This is a genomic window from Limnohabitans sp. MMS-10A-178 (assembly GCF_003063375.1).
In the GTDB taxonomy this organism is placed as follows: Bacteria; Pseudomonadota; Gammaproteobacteria; order Burkholderiales; family Burkholderiaceae_C; genus Limnohabitans_A.
In genome coordinates this window covers 182,598-199,973 of sequence record NZ_NERY01000001.1, presented here as the reverse complement: position 1 = coordinate 199,973, position 17,376 = coordinate 182,598, and the positions used below count along the sequence as shown (strand labels likewise).

At 53.5% G+C, this 17,376-nt stretch carries 18 protein-coding genes; 5 read left to right on the top strand and 13 right to left on the bottom strand.

The genetic code is table 11. The features are described from left to right. Nucleotides 1-29: 29 nt before the first annotated feature. The 3 genes from metW to B9Z32_RS00900 are packed head-to-tail and all read right to left on the bottom strand — an operon-like array spanning nt 30 to nt 2,451. Nucleotides 30-611, bottom strand: a complete 582-nt coding sequence (metW, locus tag B9Z32_RS00910; protein ID WP_108419537.1) for a methionine biosynthesis protein MetW — start codon at nt 609-611, stop codon at nt 30-32. Then, the gene (locus B9Z32_RS00905) at nt 608-1,765 is read right to left on the bottom strand and encodes a homoserine O-acetyltransferase (protein ID WP_108420899.1); all 1,158 of its coding nucleotides are present in this window, start codon (nt 1,763-1,765) and stop codon (nt 608-610) included. Before B9Z32_RS00905 ends, metW begins: the two co-directional genes overlap by 4 nt. Nucleotides 1,766-1,809: 44 nt before the next feature. Next, the gene (locus tag B9Z32_RS00900; protein ID WP_108419536.1) at nt 1,810-2,451 is read right to left on the bottom strand and encodes a TMEM165/GDT1 family protein; all 642 of its coding nucleotides are present in this window, start codon (nt 2,449-2,451) and stop codon (nt 1,810-1,812) included. A gap of 119 nt (nt 2,452-2,570) precedes the next feature. Here B9Z32_RS00900 and B9Z32_RS00895 point away from each other — a divergent pair, with 119 nt between their 5' ends. Both B9Z32_RS00895 and B9Z32_RS00890 read left to right on the top strand, forming a co-directional pair. Then, on the top strand, nt 2,571-3,773 hold the full coding sequence (locus B9Z32_RS00895) for an ammonium transporter (RefSeq protein WP_108420898.1): 1,203 nt from the start codon (nt 2,571-2,573) through the stop codon (nt 3,771-3,773). Nucleotides 3,774-4,012: 239 nt separating this feature from the next. Beyond that, nucleotides 4,013-4,504: an RNA-binding protein gene (locus B9Z32_RS00890; RefSeq protein ID WP_108419535.1), complete on the top strand. Its 492-nt coding sequence runs from the start codon at nt 4,013-4,015 to the stop codon at nt 4,502-4,504. 111 nt (nt 4,505-4,615) lie between these two features. Here the strand turns inward: B9Z32_RS00890 and B9Z32_RS00885 are convergent, their stop codons facing one another. From B9Z32_RS00885 to B9Z32_RS00870, 4 genes are read right to left on the bottom strand one after another with little or no spacing between them, the layout of a single operon-like run. Further along, nucleotides 4,616-5,413: an SDR family oxidoreductase gene (locus B9Z32_RS00885; protein ID WP_108419534.1), complete on the bottom strand. Its 798-nt coding sequence runs from the start codon at nt 5,411-5,413 to the stop codon at nt 4,616-4,618. Between the two features lie 40 nt (nt 5,414-5,453). Continuing rightward, on the bottom strand, nt 5,454-6,062 hold the full coding sequence (gene lptC, locus B9Z32_RS00880; RefSeq protein WP_108419533.1) for an LPS export ABC transporter periplasmic protein LptC: 609 nt from the start codon (nt 6,060-6,062) through the stop codon (nt 5,454-5,456). Further along, nucleotides 6,059-6,625 carry an HAD family hydrolase gene (locus B9Z32_RS00875; RefSeq protein ID WP_108419532.1) on the bottom strand — a complete coding sequence of 189 codons (567 nt, stop codon included), beginning with the start codon at nt 6,623-6,625 and terminating at the stop codon, nt 6,059-6,061. Before B9Z32_RS00875 ends, lptC begins: the two co-directional genes overlap by 4 nt. Before the next feature lie 47 nt (nt 6,626-6,672). Continuing rightward, nucleotides 6,673-7,650: an SIS domain-containing protein gene (locus B9Z32_RS00870; protein WP_108419531.1), complete on the bottom strand. Its 978-nt coding sequence runs from the start codon at nt 7,648-7,650 to the stop codon at nt 6,673-6,675. 130 nt (nt 7,651-7,780) lie between these two features. Between B9Z32_RS00870 and B9Z32_RS00865 the strand changes: the two genes are divergently transcribed. Further along, the gene (locus B9Z32_RS00865; protein ID WP_108420897.1) at nt 7,781-8,332 is read left to right on the top strand and encodes an adenine phosphoribosyltransferase; all 552 of its coding nucleotides are present in this window, start codon (nt 7,781-7,783) and stop codon (nt 8,330-8,332) included. A gap of 28 nt (nt 8,333-8,360) precedes the next feature. On the opposite strand, the gene B9Z32_RS00860 is transcribed toward B9Z32_RS00865, so the two are convergent. From B9Z32_RS00860 to rpmH, 6 genes are all read right to left on the bottom strand, one after another. After that, entirely contained in the window at nt 8,361-10,148 is a 1,788-nt protein-coding gene (locus B9Z32_RS00860) for an ABC transporter transmembrane domain-containing protein (protein ID WP_108419530.1), read from the bottom strand. Between the two features lie 3 nt (nt 10,149-10,151). Further along, nucleotides 10,152-11,594, bottom strand: coding sequence for a tRNA uridine-5-carboxymethylaminomethyl(34) synthesis GTPase MnmE (mnmE, locus tag B9Z32_RS00855; RefSeq protein WP_108419529.1), 1,443 nt, complete (start codon nt 11,592-11,594; stop codon nt 10,152-10,154). Between the two features lie 146 nt (nt 11,595-11,740). After that, a complete protein-coding gene (yidC, locus tag B9Z32_RS00850; protein WP_108419528.1) occupies nt 11,741-13,441 on the bottom strand; it encodes a membrane protein insertase YidC in 1,701 nt (566 codons plus the stop codon). Beyond that, nucleotides 13,438-13,722: a membrane protein insertion efficiency factor YidD gene (yidD, locus tag B9Z32_RS00845; RefSeq protein WP_108419527.1), complete on the bottom strand. Its 285-nt coding sequence runs from the start codon at nt 13,720-13,722 to the stop codon at nt 13,438-13,440. The genes yidC and yidD overlap by 4 nt, the downstream gene beginning before the upstream one ends. Beyond that, nucleotides 13,719-14,144 (bottom strand): ribonuclease P protein component, encoded by a 426-nt coding sequence (locus tag B9Z32_RS00840; protein WP_108420896.1) that lies wholly within the window; start codon nt 14,142-14,144, stop codon nt 13,719-13,721. Before B9Z32_RS00840 ends, yidD begins: the two co-directional genes overlap by 4 nt. 143 nt (nt 14,145-14,287) lie before the next feature. Beyond that, nucleotides 14,288-14,422 (bottom strand): 50S ribosomal protein L34, encoded by a 135-nt coding sequence (gene rpmH, locus B9Z32_RS00835; RefSeq protein WP_028820859.1) that lies wholly within the window; start codon nt 14,420-14,422, stop codon nt 14,288-14,290. A 249-nt stretch (nt 14,423-14,671) separates the two neighbouring features. Here rpmH and dnaA point away from each other — a divergent pair, with 249 nt between their 5' ends. Continuing rightward, nucleotides 14,672-16,072: a chromosomal replication initiator protein DnaA gene (dnaA, locus tag B9Z32_RS00830; protein WP_108419526.1), complete on the top strand. Its 1,401-nt coding sequence runs from the start codon at nt 14,672-14,674 to the stop codon at nt 16,070-16,072. 112 nt (nt 16,073-16,184) lie between these two features. Then, on the top strand, nt 16,185-17,294 hold the full coding sequence (dnaN, locus tag B9Z32_RS00825) for a DNA polymerase III subunit beta (protein WP_108419525.1): 1,110 nt from the start codon (nt 16,185-16,187) through the stop codon (nt 17,292-17,294). Nucleotides 17,295-17,376: the final 82 nt, after the last annotated feature.

The following is a 17,376-nucleotide window of genomic DNA, read 5'->3' as shown; positions in this document are numbered from 1 at the left end:
TTCTTTCTGAAGAGGGTTTGGTGAGCAAATTAGCGTTGCAATTTGAAGACAGCGGTGCCTGCCATCAGGTTGGGCCAAGACCTGACCTCTTGGCCTTCTTGCAAACCAAAGCTATCGATGATTTTCAAATGATTTTGCAAGGCCAGTTGAGCGAAATCGGCAAAGGTGCCAACTCGAATGTTGGGCGTGTCGTACCACTGGAAAGGCAATCGTTTGGTGACGGGCATCCGGCCTTTCAAAATGCTTAGGCGGTTGGGCCAGTGCGCAAAATTTGGAAACGCCAAAATACCTGTGCGGCCTACACGAACCGTCTCGCGCAGCATCACTTCAGCATTGCGCAAATGTTGAAGGGTGTCAATTTGCAAAACCACATCAAAGGATTGGTCTGCAAACATGCTGAGGCCTTCATCCAAATTCAACTGAATGACATTGACGCCGCGTTTGACACACGCTTGAATATTGAGGTCGTCAATCTCAACGCCATAGCCTGAGCAGGCGCGGTTTTTTTGCAAATAATCTAGCAAGGCACCATCGCCACAGCCCAGGTCCAAGACCCGCGAACCTTCGGGCACCAATCGCGCAATGGCTTTCAAGTTGACATGCTCACTCATGCGGTGCCTCCGGCATGAAGCGCCTGCGCCATGTTGTCAAAGTAAGAGCGCACCACATTCAGATAACGCTCGTCGTTCAACAAAAAGGCGTCATGACCATGCGGCGCATCAATTTCTGCGTAGCTCACATCTCGCTTGTTGTCGAGCAAAGCGCGAACCATTTCACGACTGCGCGCTGGCGAGAAACGCCAGTCGGTGGTGAAACTTACCAATAAAAATTTGCAAGTGGCTTTGGACAATGCACGGGTGAGGTTGCCACCCAAGGTGCGAGCGGGATCAAAATAATCAAGCGCGCGAGTGATCAAAAGGTAGGTGTTGGCATCAAAGTATTCGCTGAACTTGTCGCCCTGATGGCGCAAGTAGCTTTCGATTTGAAACTCAACATCTTGGGTTGAATAGCGGTAGCCGGTGGCATTGTGTGTCACGGCATCGCGCAGTTCGCGGCCAAACTTTTCGTTCATCACATCGTCGCTCAAATAGGTGATGTGACCAATCATGCGGGCAATGCGCAAACCGCGTTGCGGCACCACGCCGTGTTTGTAAAAGTGGCCGCCATGAAAGTCTGGATCGGTCACGATGGCGCGCCTTGCCACTTCATTGAAGGCGATGTTTTCTGCTGTGAGGTTGGGCGCACTGGCCACCACCACCGCATGGGTCACGCGATCGGGATAACGCAATGTCCATGACAAAGCCTGCATACCACCCAAGCTGCCGCCCATGACGGCTGCTAAAGTTTGAATGCCCAAAGCATCTAGCAGCCTGGCCTGCGCATCGACCCAGTCTTCGACCGTGACAACCGGAAAATCGGCGCCATAAATTTCACCGGTGTCAGGGTGTGCATGCATGGGGCCGGTAGAGCCAAAGCAAGAGCCCAGGTTGTTGACGCCAATGACAAAAAATCGATTGGTATCGACCGGCTTGCCGGGGCCAATCATGTTGTCCCACCAGCCTTCACTTTTGGCCTGACCTTCGTAAATGCCGGCCACATGGTGCGATGCGTTGAGTGCATGGCAAATGAGAACGGCATTGGATTTGTCGGCGTTGAGCTGGCCGTAAGTTTCGTAGGCCAAGTGATAGGCGCGGATGGTGGCGCCACTTTGCAAGGCAAGCGGCGCTTCAAAAAACATCGACTGAGGCGTGGCGATCAATGGCATGAAGGGTTTAACCCAAAAAAGCGGTTTGCCCAATTATCGGTGCATTAAAGCTTCGCGGGCGCAGCCTCATTGGCGATGACCTTTTGGGGTGCCTCAATAGGCGTTTCATGGTTTTTTGCATTTGAGGGGCCGCCCCACAAAGCCAAGCCGCCAAGCACCGCAAACACCACAGCAGATATTCGGTGAACCCATTTAAGTGAAATTTTGCGGGTGATGGCGTCACCTAGCCACACCACGGGGGCATTGGCCAGAATCATGCCAAGGGTGGTGCCGGTTACCACCCAAAACCAGCTGTTGAATTGAGCGGCCAACATCACGGTGGCCACCTGTGTTTTGTCGCCCATCTCGGCAAAGAAGAAGGCCACCACGGTGGTTGCAAAAACGCCAAACCTTGGCCCCTTGTCGTTTGCCTCATTGTCTAGCTTGTCGGGCACCAAAATCCAAACTGCCATGGCCAAAAAGGAGCCGCCCAGTACCCAGCGCAAAGCTTCAGGTCCAAGCTGTGTGGTGACCCAGCTGCCAAGAGCGCCAGCCAAGCCATGGTTGACCAAGGTGGCAACCAAAATGCCCCACACAATGGGCCAAGGTTTGCGAAACCGAGCCGCTAAAACCAGCGACAAAAGTTGAGTTTTGTCACCCATTTCAGCCAAGGCAACGATCCCTGTTGAGATGAGAAAAGCTTCCATGGACGCATCATAGCCAAGCCCCAAATCTGGTTAGGCCTGCTTTTTGCTTGATTTTGGTGCGAAACGCACAAATATGGTTTTTGTGCACCAAATTAATTCAAAAACAAATAGAGATCAACATGGAAGCACTAAAACAGGGCGCGGATGCGCTCTTTATTTTGTTGGGTGGCATCATGGTGCTGGCCATGCACGCTGGATTTGCCTTTTTAGAGTTGGGCACAGTGCGCAAGAAAAACCAGGTTAATGCTTTGGTCAAAATTTTGGTCGATTTTTCGGTGTCCACGGTGGTTTATTTTGTGGTGGGCTACAGCGTTGCGTATGGCACCAGCTTTTTTGTGGGTGCAGAGCAATTGGCTGCCAAAAATGGCTATGACTTGGTCAAATTCTTCTTCTTGCTAACCTTCGCTGCAGCCATTCCAGCCATTGTGTCTGGGGGCATTGCCGAGCGAGCCAAGTTTTGGCCACAACTGATCGCCACGGCCTGTCTCGTGGGTTTTGTTTACCCTTTCTTCGAAGGCATTGTGTGGAACCAGCACTTTGGTGTTCAAGCCTGGATCAAGGCTACTACAGGTGAAGAGTTTCATGATTTTGCGGGCTCTGTGGTGGTGCACGCCATGGGTGGATGGATTGCTTTACCAGCCGTTCTGCTGCTGGGTGCGCGCTACAACCGATACCGCAAAGATGGGGCTATCTCTGCGCACCCACCTTCGAATATTCCTTTCTTGGCTTTGGGCGCTTGGATCTTGATCGTCGGCTGGTTCGGGTTCAATGTCATGAGCGCACAAACACTCGACAAGATTTCAGGTTTGGTGGCGGTCAATTCTTTGATGGCCATGGTGGGCGGCACTTTGGCGGCTTTGTTGCTGGGTAAAAACGACCCAGGCTTTGTTCACAATGGTCCTTTGGCGGGCTTGGTGGCCGTGTGTGCAGGCTCTGACCTCATGCACCCCTTTGGCGCTTTGGCTGCGGGAGCGGTAGCGGGTGCTTTGTTTGTGGTCATGTTCACGCTCACGCAAAACAAATGGCAAATTGATGATGTGCTGGGGGTTTGGCCATTGCATGGCATCTGTGGCGCTTGGGGCGGTATTGCCGCAGGTATTTTTGGTTTGCAGTCTTTTGGTGGCCTGGGTGGCGTGAGTTTCCAAGCCCAACTGATCGGTACCTTGATGGGTGTGACGTGGGCCTTGTTGGGAGGTGTCGTGGTTTACGGCATTTTGAAGCTGACCATGGGATTGAAGATGACACCTGAAGAGGAATACGAGGGCGCAGATTTAAGCGTTCACAAAATCAGTGCGACGCCTGACCGCGAAGCCAGCTGGTGAGCAAACAAATAATGAGACAAAAAAACGTCTAATCCCAAGTATTTAAAGGCCTTTCAGAGAATTAACTTGCCAAAGCCTTTGTTTTGTGGCCCATAATGGGTTAGCACACGTCCAAAGGTCGTGTGCCTATTTCGCGGTGTACAGGTGTCAGTTTCGCTTCCTTCCGAGGTTTTTGGGTTTGTTGATGCGTTTTTGGGGCTCCATCGCTTTTGTTTCTGTGTTTAGAGGAGTCCCTTTCAATGGGCAAAAAACTATACGTCGGCAATCTGCCGTACTCGGTTCGTGACGGCGATTTAGAGCAGGCCTTCGGCCAGTTCGGTTCCGTAACCAGCGCTAAAGTCATGATGGAACGCGACACAGGTCGCTCCAAAGGCTTCGGCTTTGTGGAAATGGGTTCTGATGAAGAAGCTCAATCTGCTATCAGCGGCATGAACGGTCAGCCTTTGGGCGGTCGCAGTGTTGTTGTCAACGAAGCACGTCCCATGGAAGAGCGTCCTCCCCGTTCCGGTGGTGGTGGCTTTGGTGGTGGCGGTCGTCGTGAAGGCGGCGGCGGTTATGGCGGCGGCGGTGGCGGTGGCTACGGCGGCGGTGGTGGTGGCGGCTACGGCGGTGGCGGTGGTCGTCGCGAAGGTGGCGGCGAATCTGGTTTCCGCAGCCCTTACGGCTCAGGCCCTCGTGGCGGTGGCGGTAACGGTGGTGGCGGTCGTCGCGAAGGCGGCGGCGGTTATTAATCGCTCGCAATACCTGCACACTCACACCTGAGGGTGTGAGTCAAAAAAGAAGCCCTGCATGCAGGGCTTTTTTCATGTCTGGCCTTTTTTGCTAAGACGCGACACAGAAATTCAATGGTTGGCGCGGTGCTTTCTGGGCTGATTTTTAAACAGGCGGTCAAAAAAGACATCGGGCAAGATGCGCAAAATGCGGGCAACCCAAGCCATGGGTGCAGGAATTACCTTAAAGCTGACACCTTTTTCAATGGCTTTGAAGGCTTCAGATGCAAAGTCGTCTGCGGTCATTAAAAAAGGCATTGGGAATTTATTTTTTTGAGTTAAGGGCGTTTGAATATAGCCGGGCGCCAAAGTAACGACTCGAAGTCCTTGCGACTTGAGCTCGCCGCGCAGACTTTCGCAGTAGCTGATGGCGGCGGCCTTGCTGGCGCAATAGGCCGCATGACCTGGCATGCCGCGAATGCCGGCCACACTGGCAATGCCAACCAAGGTGCCCGCTTTTTGGGGCGATGTTGGGTTGGCAGCCTGCGCTTTCATGGCCTCCAAAAAGGGGTGAAAGGTGGCAGCCATGCCCATCACATTGGTCTGCATCACCTTCTGCATCACTTCTAAATCTTCGCGCACTTGGGTGTCCATGCCAATGCTGATGCCCGCATTGGCTATCACCACGGTGGGCACACCTTGCGCAGCCAGGCAAGCCTTGGCTGCGTCAATGATGCTGTTGGCATCGCTCACATCGGCCCCATAGCACCTGGCCTCTTCAGCGGAAATACCTTGGTCATTGAGCCAAGCCTGCATGTCTGCAACTCTTCGAGCCACCAAGGCAAGCCGCCAGCCGGCTTGGTGGTAGCGAAGCGCAAGTGCCTGACCAATGCCGCTAGAGGCACCCGTGATGAAAACCAATGGGCGCATGTATGTCTTTCTAATGTGAGGGGTGCTGAACCAATGGCGATCAGCGCTTGTCGGGGTGAACCACGCCGCGGACTTTGCCGCTCAATTCATAGTCACCCGTTTTGCTGTTCATTTTCATGGCTTGGGCAGAAAATGCATCTGAACCACGCCGAATTTCGATGGGCACGTCGCTTACCAAGCGCTCTTCATCCAAGTAGGCCTTGATTTCTTGACTGCGCATGACCGTGGGCGTTTGCAGACCCTTGGCGGTGCTCGGGATTTGCGTGATTTGCACGTTGCCTGACAAGGTGATCAAGCTGCCATCGCCTTTGGCAAGAGCTCGATCAGCCGAAGCATTGACACGCTGGCCTTCCAAACTTTGTCCACGCAGTTGCACATTGCGAATGTCTAAGGTGTCGGTGTTGGGGAAGTGCTGAGCTTGATCGCCACTGAGCTCGCGCAACAAGCGGCCATGGCTGTCAAAAGATTTGACTGAAAAACTCTTTAAGTAATAGTCTGGTTCTTGGCGAACTGGTTTGGGGGCGGCTTCATTGAAGAAAGTGGGCAGACTGCGAACCAGCCACCAACTGCCTAAAGCAAAAATTGCCATGAGCACTGCCGGCAAATAAAGGGCCAAGCGATCAATGGCAAGTCTCAATCGGTTCATCATGCGGCCGATGACGTTCCAACGCGTGAAAGCAATTGTGCGTAGTGCCCACTTGCAACCACCAACAAATCACAAAAATCTCGCACGGCGCCAGATCCACCGGGGCGGCTTGTGACAAAGTGAGCCAAGGCCAATGCTTGGGCATGGGCGTTGAGGGGCGCACAGGCCATGGCTGCCCTTTGCATCATGGGCAGGTCGGGCCAATCATCGCCCATGGCGGCGGCTTGATGCCAACCTAAGCCAAGTTGCTTCAAATAATCTTCAGCAGCTGGCAGCTTGTCTTCGGTGCCAAACCGAGCATGCTCAATGCCAAGGGCTTTGAGCCTCACTCTGAGCGGCGCTGAGTCTCGGCCTGTGATGATCACGGGAGTGATGCCTGCGTGCTTTAACAGCTTGAGGCCGTGGCCATCCAAGGTGTTGAAACGCTTCAGCGTTTCGCCATGTTCAGAAAAATACAAACCACCATCGGTTAGCACACCATCCACATCAAAAAAGACCACTTTGATGCCCTGTGCTTGCAGCAGCAGTTCGGGTGCAAATTGCAAGGCAGGCTGAATGGTTTGCATGGTGTGGGTTTTGAGTGCGATGACGGTGAAGGGTGCGTGCCAGTGGCTTAGATGACTTTGGCGCGCATCAAGTCATTGCTGTTGAGTGCGCCGCACAAAGTGCCAGAGGCATTGACCACCAAAACGCTGGTGATTTTGAATTGCTCCATGAGCTCTGCGGCATCGACTGCCAAGGCGTCTTGTTGCACGGTTCGGGGCTTGGCGTGCATCACATCTTTGGCCTGAAGGGCTCGCAGGTCGACCCCTTTTTCGATCAGGCGCCTTAAATCGCCATCGGTGAAAATGCCGAGGACTTGGTGATTGGCATCCACAATGGCCGATGCGCCCAAGCCTTTGTGGCTCATTTCGCGCATGAGATCAGAAAAGCTGGCTTCAGGCAAAACAGCTGGCACATCGCCGTCTTTGCGCATCACATCGCCCACATGCGTGAGCAAGCGCCGACCCAAAGAGCCGCCAGGATGCGAGCGCGCAAAGTCTTCTGCTTTGAAGCCGCGCGCGTCTAGCAAGGCCACAGCCAACGCATCGCCCAAAGCCAATTGCGCGGTGGTGCTGGCCGTAGGGGCCAAATTGAGGGGGCAGGCTTCTTTGTCGACGCTGCTGTCTAGAACCACATCTGCATGTTTGGCCAGCGCAGAGCTCATGCCGCCTGTCATGGCAATGAGGGGAACGCCCAGTCTTTTTAAGACGGGCAGGATGGAGACCAGCTCGTCGCTTTCTCCGCTGTTGGAAATGGCCAGAACCACGTCGACGGCTTTGATCATGCCCAGGTCGCCGTGGCTGGCTTCGCCGGGGTGCACAAACATGGCGGGCGTGCCTGTGGAGGCCAGCGTGGCTGCTATTTTGGAGCCAATGTGGCCGCTCTTGCCCATGCCGGTGACCACCACTCGGCCCTTGACGTTGAGCATCATTTGAACAGCTTGCGCAAAGCGTGAGTCCAAACGAGATTTGAGGCCCATCAGGGCCTGTGCCTCGATGTCCAAAGTCTCGCGGGCGAGTTGGAGGGCTTGGTCTGGGTTAAATGACATGGCACTATTTTAGCGATGGATGGCCCAAGCGTGACTATGATGTTGGTTTGAACGTGGAGTGGCGGCAATGAGTCAAGGATTGAGGACGGGTTCAGTTTCGGGCAGAAATGCTGTGGGTGCTTCTGACGAGATGGCTTTGTCAGTGAATGACTATTTGAAAAATAACATCCGAACTGTGCCAGATTGGACAGTGGCAGGCGTGCAGTTTCGCGACATCACGCCCTTGCTTCAAAACCCCCGAGTCTTTCGAGTATTGATTGACGCCTTTGTCCATCGGTACATGGCGCCTTCCATGCGGCCCGATGTGGTGGCCGGTTTGGATGCGCGTGGATTTATTTTGGGGGCCGTGGTGGCCTACGAATTGAATGTTGGTTTTGTGCCTATCCGCAAGAAAGGCAAGTTGCCTTTCACCACGGTAGAAGAAACCTACGAACTCGAATATGGCACGGCCACCGTTGAGTTGCACACCGATGCCGTCAAGCCTGGACAAAGGGTGCTACTGATTGATGACTTGATTGCAACAGGTGGCACCATGATGGCAGGCATGAAGCTGCTCGAAAAACTGGGCGCAGAAGTAATTGAGGGTGCTGCCATTGTCGATTTGCCCGAACTAGGCGGCTCGCAAAAACTGCTGGAGGCTGGTTTGCCCTTGTTCACTTTGGTGAATTTTGAGGGACATTGACCCGCAGTCTCTGTGGCAATCAAAACTTTCAAGCGTTGAACTGAAGTGCGGCCAAGCCCGCATAAATGCCGCCCATGGCAACCAGTTCCAAGTGCTTGCCCTGCTCGACAAGGCGGCCATGCTCAAGCACCAAAATTTGATCCGCCTTTTGAACGGTGGCAAGTCGGTGCGCAATGACCAAGGTGGTACGGCCGCGCATGGCAGACTCCAACGCCGCTTGAACCATGCGCTCACTGTGTGCGTCCAAGGCGCTGGTGGCTTCATCCAGTAACAAGAGCGGTGGATTTTTGAGCATGGCACGTGCGATGGCAATGCGTTGTCGCTGGCCACCCGACAAGCGCACGCCGCGCTCACCCAAGAACGTGTTGTAGCCGTCTGGCAAGTCAACGATGAATTCATCTGCAAAGGCCGCCACAGCGGCAGCGCGAACCTCTTCGTCGGTGGCGTCTGGCTTGCCGTATCGGATGTTGTCCATGGCACTGCTTGAAAAAAGCACAGGTTCTTGGGGCACGATGCCAATGCGTTGTCGAAGGTCGTGCAGGCTGAGGTTTTGGATGGGCACACCGTCCAACACAATCTGACCAAGTTGGGGGTCGTAGTAGCGCAGCAGCAAAGCAAAGAGTGTGGTTTTGCCGGCTCCACTGGGGCCAACCAATGCCACTGTTTGACCTGCCGCGATGTCTACCGAGAAGTCTTGAAGTGCCAACTGGGAGGGCCTTGAAGGGTAATGAAACTGGATCGATTGGAATGCCAAAGTGCTGCCCGTTGTGGGCGGCGTTGACGTCACGGGTTTGTTTGGCGATTGAACGGGCGATGTGCTGCCCAATAACTCCATGAGCCGCTCAGTGGCCCCTGCAGCGCGCAGCAAGTCGCCATAGGTTTCGCCCAGAACCGCCACGGCGCCTGCAAAAATAATGACGTACAAAACAGCCTGACCCAGCTGGCCAGCAGAAAGCTCGCCAGCCAAAACAGCTTGCGTGCCCTGATACAAGCCCCACAGCAAGAAGGCGGCGTTGGCAATGATGATGAAGGCAACCAGTACAGAGCGAGCACGTGTGCGGCGGATGGCCGTTTGAAAGCCTTGCTCCGTCGCGCTTGAAAAGCGCTTTGCTTCGCGAGTTTCGGCGGTGTAGCTTTTCACCACCGACATGGCATTCAAAACTTCAGTGGCAATGCTGCTGGCATCGGCCACCCGGTCTTGGCTGGCACGCGACAAGCGCCGAACTCTTCGGCCATAAAGTGTGGCCGGCCAAACCACCAGCACCACGGTGACCACCAATTGCAACATGACCGTGGGGTGCGCCCACACCAGCATGGCCAAAGCACCAACGCCCATCACTGCGTTGCGAAGTCCCATCGACAAAGAGCTGCCCACCACGGTTTGCACCAAGGTGGTGTCTGCGACCAGTCGGCTAATGACTTCACCCGTGGGGGTGGTCTCAAAAAATGCAGGACTTTGTTCCAGCACGTGGCTGTAAACCGCATTGCGCAAATCGGTGGTGACACGTTCACCCAGCCAACTCACGGTGAAAAATCGTGCGGCCGAAAACAAACCCAATGCCACGGCCACGCCAAACAACATCATGAAATTGCCGCGCAGCGCCATGGCTTGCTCGCCAGGATCGGGGTGTTGCAAACCGTTGTCGATCAATTGCCGCAGCGCAATTGGAAACACCAAGGTGGAAGCGGCAGCCAACACCAAAAACACCATGGCCAGGCCAATTTGCAATCGATAGGGTTTTAAAAAAGGCAACAGCCCACTCAAAGACTTGGGACTCTTGGGGGCGGGACGATCGATTGCGGGTGACTTGGCCATCTTTTATTTTCCGATACAAAAGCTGGAAAAAATTACGCCCAGCAAATCGTCAGCGTTGAACTCGCCTGTGATTTCATTCAATGCCGTTTGCGACAACCGCAACTCTTCGGCCAACAAATCCAAAGATTGCGCCTGTGTACGCAAATGGCCATCGGCTATTTCAAGGTGAGATTGCACGCGTTGAAGCGCTTGAACATGCCGTTCTCGAGCCAAGTACAAACCTTCGTTGGCAGGTTGCCAGCCTGCTGTTTGAAGCAGCTTGGCTCGAAGCTGTTCAATGCCGTGACCGGTTTTGGCAGACAGAAAAACATCATGGCTTGGATGCGCCTGACTACCCAACTCAGCTGAGTTTTGAGCAGACGGTGCCAAGTCAAATTTGTTCCAGACATGCAACAAAGCGACGCTCTTGGGTAACTGCTGAGACAGGCTATCTTGAATTTGTTGATCGGCTTGAACATAAGCTGGCGCAGTCTGGCGAGTGAGGTCATGCAAAAACAGTACAGCATCGGCATCTGCAATTTGGGCCCATGCGCGCTGAATGCCAATTTGTTCAACCTCATCAATGCCCTCGCCTTCGCGCAGTCCCGCTGTGTCAATGATGTGAACAGGCACACCTTCAATTTGAATGGTTTGCTGCACCACATCGCGCGTGGTGCCTGCAATGGGCGTCACGATGGCCAACTCAGCGCCCGCCAAGGCATTGAGCAAAGAGCTTTTGCCGGCATTGGGCTGCCCGGCAATCACCACCTTGATGCCCTCACGCAACAAGGCCCCTTGTTGTGTTCGCAACAAGACCTTGTTGAGCTGTGCTTGAAGTCGCTCAAGCTGTCCTTGTGCATCGGCCTTTTGTAAAAAATCAATTTCCTCTTCGGGAAAATCTAAAGTGGCCTCTACCAACATGCGCAAGTGCACCAAGCCGTCACGCAGGGTGTGAATTTCTTTGGAGAAATCGCCAGCCAACGAACGGCTGGCGCTGCGTGCTGCGGCACTGGTCGAAGCGTCTATCAAGTCGGCAATGGCCTCGGCCTGTGCCAAGTCAATTTTGTCGTTGAGAAAAGCGCGCTGTGTGAACTCGCCGGGTTGCGCCAAGCGCAGTTCTGGAAGCAGGGCTTGGCCAGTGTGGGGGTGGGGCGTTTGTGCCAACTCGATGCACCTGGCCAAAAGCAGCTGCAAGACCACCGGCCCGCCATGGGCTTGTAACTCGAGCACATCCTCTCCCGTGTAGGAATGGGGACCCGGAAAGAAAATGGCCAGACCTTGATCAATGGGCTCGCCCTTGGCATCGTTGATTGGCAAGTAGTGCGCTTGGCGCGCCTGAAGAGGCTTGCCACAAAACGCCTCTGCCCAAACTTTCAGCTGAGGGCCTGACACACGCACGATGCCCACCGCGCCCCTGCCAGGTGCTGTGGCAATTGCAATGATGGGATCTTGGTGGCGAGACAACATGGCAGCAATCTAATGGAGCTTATTGGAACTTATAAGGATGAATTGGATTTAAAAGGCAATCGATCAAAGCATCAGGGCCGCTAGAGCGGCCCTGTTGGCGTCATTTCAAAGCAGGACATTCAATCCTGTGTTGGTGAGACGGGCACTCACTTGAATTTTGGCAGATTGAACTGCGGCGGTACACCCATTCTGGTATTGATCATCCACTGCTGTGCAATAGACAAGATGTTGTTGGTAATCCAATACAGCACCAGGCCCGATGGGAAGAAGAAAAACATCACGCTAAAGATGAGTGGCATGAACCACATCAACTTGGCTTGAAGGGGATCGGGTGGCGCTGGGTTGAGTGCCGTTTGCAGCAAAGTAGACAGCGTCATGATGACGGGCAAGATGAAGTAAGGATCGGGCGCTGACAAATCATGAATCCAGCCAATCCATGGCGCGTTGCGCATTTCAACGGAAGACAAGAGCACCCAGTACAAAGCAATGAACACGGGAATCTGAACCATGATGGGGAAGCAACCGCCCATAGGGTTGACCTTCTCTTCGCGGTAAATGCGCATCATCTCTTGTTGCATTTGCTGAGGATTGTCTTTGAGACGCTCGCGCATTTCCATGATGCGAGGGTTGATGGCTTTCATCTTGGCCATGCTGGAATAAGCCTTGGCATTGAGCCAATAGAAGGCCAGCTTGATCAAGAACACCAGCGCCACAATGGCCCAACCCCAGTTTTGCAAGATGCTGAACAGGCGATCAAGTAACCAATAAAGTGGTTTTGCCAAAACGGTAAGCCAGCCATAGTCTTTGACCAACTCCAAGCCTGGTGCCAATGACTCCAACATTTTCTCTTCTTGAGGTCCCACAAAGAGAGTGACGTCCATTGACTTGCTCTGCCCAGGTGCAACCTCATTCAAGGGGGTGATCATGCCAACGGCATACAAGTTGGTATCGACCTTGCGTGCAAAGTTTTCGCGGTATGTGTTTTCAGGCAACAACCAAGCAGAAGCAAAGTAGTGCTGCACCATGGCCACATAGCCTTGTTGGGTTGTCTTTTCAAACTCGGCTTTGCTTTTCTCGATGTCGCTAAATTCAATCTTCTGGAATTTTTTAGCATCTGTGTAAATAGCGGGGCCAGTGAAGGTCATGTAAAAAGCCGACTCACCTTCGGGCTTGTTGCCATCGCGCACAAGCTGAACATACAGCTGTGGAGCCGCGGGCGCTGTGCCTGTGTTAACGACTTTGTGAGAAACCTTGATGGCGTAGCTGCCGCGCGTCAAGGTGTATGTTTTGATCAGCTTCAAGCCGCCCGTGTCGGCAGACTCAAATGTCAAGTTCAATTCATTCTGACCTGCTTTGAGCTCGCGCTCGCCAGTGAACTGCATGGGTGTTTTGTGAGAAGCAAAAGGGCCACCGATCAGGCCAGTTTGTGCCAAATAGACCCGCGCTTTGCTTTCGTCGAGCAGCACAAAAGGTTTTTGCTGGTCAATGGTGTCGCCAAATTTCAAGAATTCAGAGCGCACCAGCGAGCCACCTTCTGTGTCAAAGCTGAGTTTGAGAACATCGGTGCTCACCTCAATGCGTTGTTGAGCCGTGGCCACTGGCATGGTTGCAGAGCTGGGCACTTGTGAGGGGCCGGCCGTTGTGTTGGCCGCTGGATTGGCCACCGATGCAACGGGCAAGTCTTTGGCTGCTGAGGCTGGGGCTGTAACTGGTTTCTCAGCCGTTGCGGCAGGCGGCGCAGGGAAGAACGTGGCTTTGTTTCCGTTGTAAATTTGCCATTGGTCCCAGAGTAGAACCATGGAGAAGCCAAAAATGACCCATAAAAAGGTGCGGCGAATATCGTTCATGGAGACTTTTTCGAAGAGGGGTGAGTTAAGGGGTGATGCAATAGACGCGAAAGCCATTGAGGCGCCTGGTCTGGCACCGGATCATGACCGCCATCACACCATGGGTGGCAACGGCCTAGGCGTTTGAGGGTGAGATAACTGCCAGCGCCAGCGCCATGCTGCTTTAAAGCATCCAAGGCATAGGCGGAGCAGGTGGGCTCAAACCGACATGCCGATCCTAACCAAGGGCTGAGCAAAAGGCGATAACCTTTCACAATGCCGATGAACAGCTGTTGAATCATGCGGGCCTCGCTGCGCGTTCGAACAATTGTTCTAGTTCAAGTCGGACGGCTTGCTTAAGAAGGGTAGAAGTGGCGCTGATAAATTGCGTGCGATCAAACCCAGCACGCAGTCGAACCACATGGGCAGCACATGGCATGCGAACTTCGTACTGCGCGCTGATGACATAAATTTGTCTTTTGATGGCATTGCGCGTGACGGCACGTCTGGCCCATCGTTTGGGCACCATGGCACCTAACCATACCGCTTTGGGCTGAAACAGAGACTCTGCTGACCCAACAACCAACCCATCAGCCAGAGCGCTTGAGGCCGTGACGGTGGTATCTGGCAAATTAAGTCGGTGCAAAGCGAAATGCGGGGTGCGCGAGACCATGCCACCAGCGAGGGCAGCTTGAAATTGGGGGCGGGTTTTGAGTCGCTGCACACCACTGCCAAGTTGGGATTGCTCAACTGCCAAGCGGTTTGACACAGGCAAATTGGCAATCGGGCAGGAAAGACAATGCGCTATGAGGCGTGGAAATTGCCGTCACAAAGTTTGGGCGCAAAGTCTGGGCGCAATGTCTGAGCTTAGGCGGCCAGACGCTTGCGGCCCTTGGCACGGCGCGCATTGATCACAGCGCGGCCACCACGTGTTTTCATGCGGACCAAAAAGCCGTGTGTACGGGCGCGGCGTGTTTTAGAAGGTTGGTAAGTGCGTTTCATTTTGAGTCATCCCAAGTATCGGATCCCCCATACCACATGGTTGTTTTGGGGGGAACCCGCGATTATCGCAAACTTTCTGGGGGCTGGCAAACCCGCATAGGGGAATCTCCTGAAAAAACCAGGCGCCAGTTTGAAAATTCTGGTTTATGATGGCCGCAACATGTCCACCTCGCATGTGGATAAACTCTTGATAAAGTTACTTTTGAGTCGAATGAAACCAGCAACTGTCCACACCCAAGGCGCCTGCCAATGAGCAACGGACAGCACCCCTCCGATGCCGATGAAGCAGGACAAGCTTTGTGGAAAGTTTGCCTCGATGAGCTGGCCCAGGAAATGCCTGAACAGCAGTTCAACACCTGGATCAAACCCCTCACAGCGCAAGTTTCGGACGACCTCTCCAAGGTCACTTTGTTTGTGGCCAATCGATTCAAACTCGACTGGATTCGAGCGCAATACAGCGCCAAACTGGCTGACGTTTTATCTCGCTTGCATGGCCAAAAAATTCAAATTGAGTTAGCGCTTGCTACCAGAGAAGCACAAGAAAAAACTGCGTTTTCAATGGCAAAGGCCGCATTAGAGGCTCGACCAGAAGTTGCTGATGCACCCGATGAATTGCCGGCAGATGGGCATCGCCATCGTTTGAACACGGCCCTCACATTTGACACCTTGGTAGAAGGCTCGGCCAACCGCATGGCGCGCGCTGCTGCCATGCATGTGGCCACCATGCCAGGTCACCTTTACAACCCCCTGTTTATTTATGGTGGTGTGGGTTTGGGCAAGACCCACTTGGTGCATGCGGTTGGCAACAAATTGCTGGCCGACAGGCCCGACGCCAAAGTTCTCTACATTCATGCAGAGCAGTTTGTCTCGGATGTGGTTAAAGCCTATCAGCGCAAGACCTTTGACGAATTCAAGCACCGTTATCACTCCCTCGATTTGCTGCTCATTGACGATGTGCAGTTCTTTGCCAACAAAGATCGTACCCAAGAAGAATTTTTCAACGCCTTTGAAGCATTGCTGGCCAAAAAGTCGCACATTGTGATGACCAGCGACACCTATCCCAAAGGATTGGCTGACATTCATGAGCGCCTCGTGTCGCGCTTTGACTCGGGCCTCACGGTGGCCATTGAGCCCCCAGAGCTTGAAATGCGCGTGGCCATTCTGATCAACAAAGCCATCAGCGAAGGCACCGTCATGCCCGAAGAAGTGGCTTTCTTTGTGGCCAAAAACGTGCGCTCCAACGTGCGCGAACTCGAAGGCGCCTTGCGCAAAATTTTGGCGTATTCGCGCTTTAACCAGAAGGAAATTTCCATCCAACTGGCTCGCGAAGCCCTGCGCGACCTGCTGTCCATTCAAAACCGCCAGATCAGCGTTGAAAACATCCAAAAAACGGTGGCCGATTACTACAAGATCAAGGTTGCCGACATGTATTCCAAAAAACGCCCCGCCAGCATTGCGCGACCGCGCCAGATTGCCATGTACCTGGCCAAAGAGTTGACCCAAAAAAGCTTGCCAGAAATTGGTGAGTTGTTTGGCGGCCGCGACCATACCACCGTGTTGCATGCGGTGCGCAAAATCAGTGCCGAGCGCCAGCAATTGACTGAGCTGAATCAGCAATTGCACGTCTTGGAGCAGACGCTGAAAGGCTGAGCCAAAAGAATGCTGAATTAAGGGTGGCAAAACTGCAATTTGGGCCCAAAAATCAGCGAAAATCTAGAGGCTCCCAAAATCCAAATTGGGACCCCAAAAAACAGAGGAAGACATGATCGTACTGAAGGCCACCCAAGACAAATTGCTGTCTGTTTTGCAATCCGTTTCTGGCATTGTCGAACGGCGTCACACATTGCCTGTTTTGGCCAATGTGCTGATTCGCAAAACTGGCAAAGCATTGCAGTTGACCACCAGCGATCTTGAAATTCAAATTCGCACCACCGCCGAAATGGATGGCGATGCCGGCGATTTCACCACCACGGTGGGTGCTCGCAAACTAATCGACATTTTGCGCACCATGCCTGCCGATCAAACCGTCAGTTTGGAATCAAGCCAAAGCAAACTGATTTTGAAGGGCGGTAAATCCAAATTCACATTGCAAACATTGCCCGCCGAAGATTTTCCTTTGGTGCAAGAAGCTGCCAGCTTTGGCCCTGTGTTCAGCGTGCCGCAAAAAACGTTGAAGCAGTTGCTCAGCCAAGTGTCTTTTGCCATGGCCGTGCACGACATTCGTTACTACCTCAATGGTATTTTGTTTGTGGCCGAAGGCAAGCAGTTGTCTTTGGTGTCCACCGATGGTCACCGTTTGGCTTTTGCTTCTGCCACCTTGGACACCGATGTGCCCAACAAACAAGAAGTGATCTTGCCCCGCAAAACCGTGCTCGAAATGCAACGTTTGCTCAGCGATGCCGAAGGCGCCATCGACATGCAGTTTGCCAACAACCAAGCCAAGTTCAGTTTTGGCGGCATGGAGTTTGTGACCAAGCTCGTTGAAGGCAAGTTCCCCGATTACAACCGTGTCATTCCCAAAGGCCATCGCAATAACCTCACGCTGGGCCGTCAAGCCTTGTTGTCTTGCTTGCAGCGCACCGCCATTCTTACCAGCGACAAATTCAAAGGCGTTCGCCTCAATTTGGACCCTGGTACTTTGCGCGTGGCGTCTACCAACGCCGAGCAAGAAGAAGCCGTGGACGAACTCGACATTGACTACGGCGGTGACAGCATTGAGATTGGCTTCAACGTGACCTACATCATCGATGTGCTCACCAACATGGGCCAAGACATGGTGCGCATTGATTTGGCCGATGCCAACAGCTCTGCACTCATCACCATTCCAGAAAACGACCAGTTCAAATACGTGGTGATGCCCATGCGCATTTAAGGCTTGAACTGCTTGAAGGTGAATCAAAACACCCCAAGAAGAGCCTTTCGAAACCCGCGTTGATTCGCGGGTTTCGGCCATT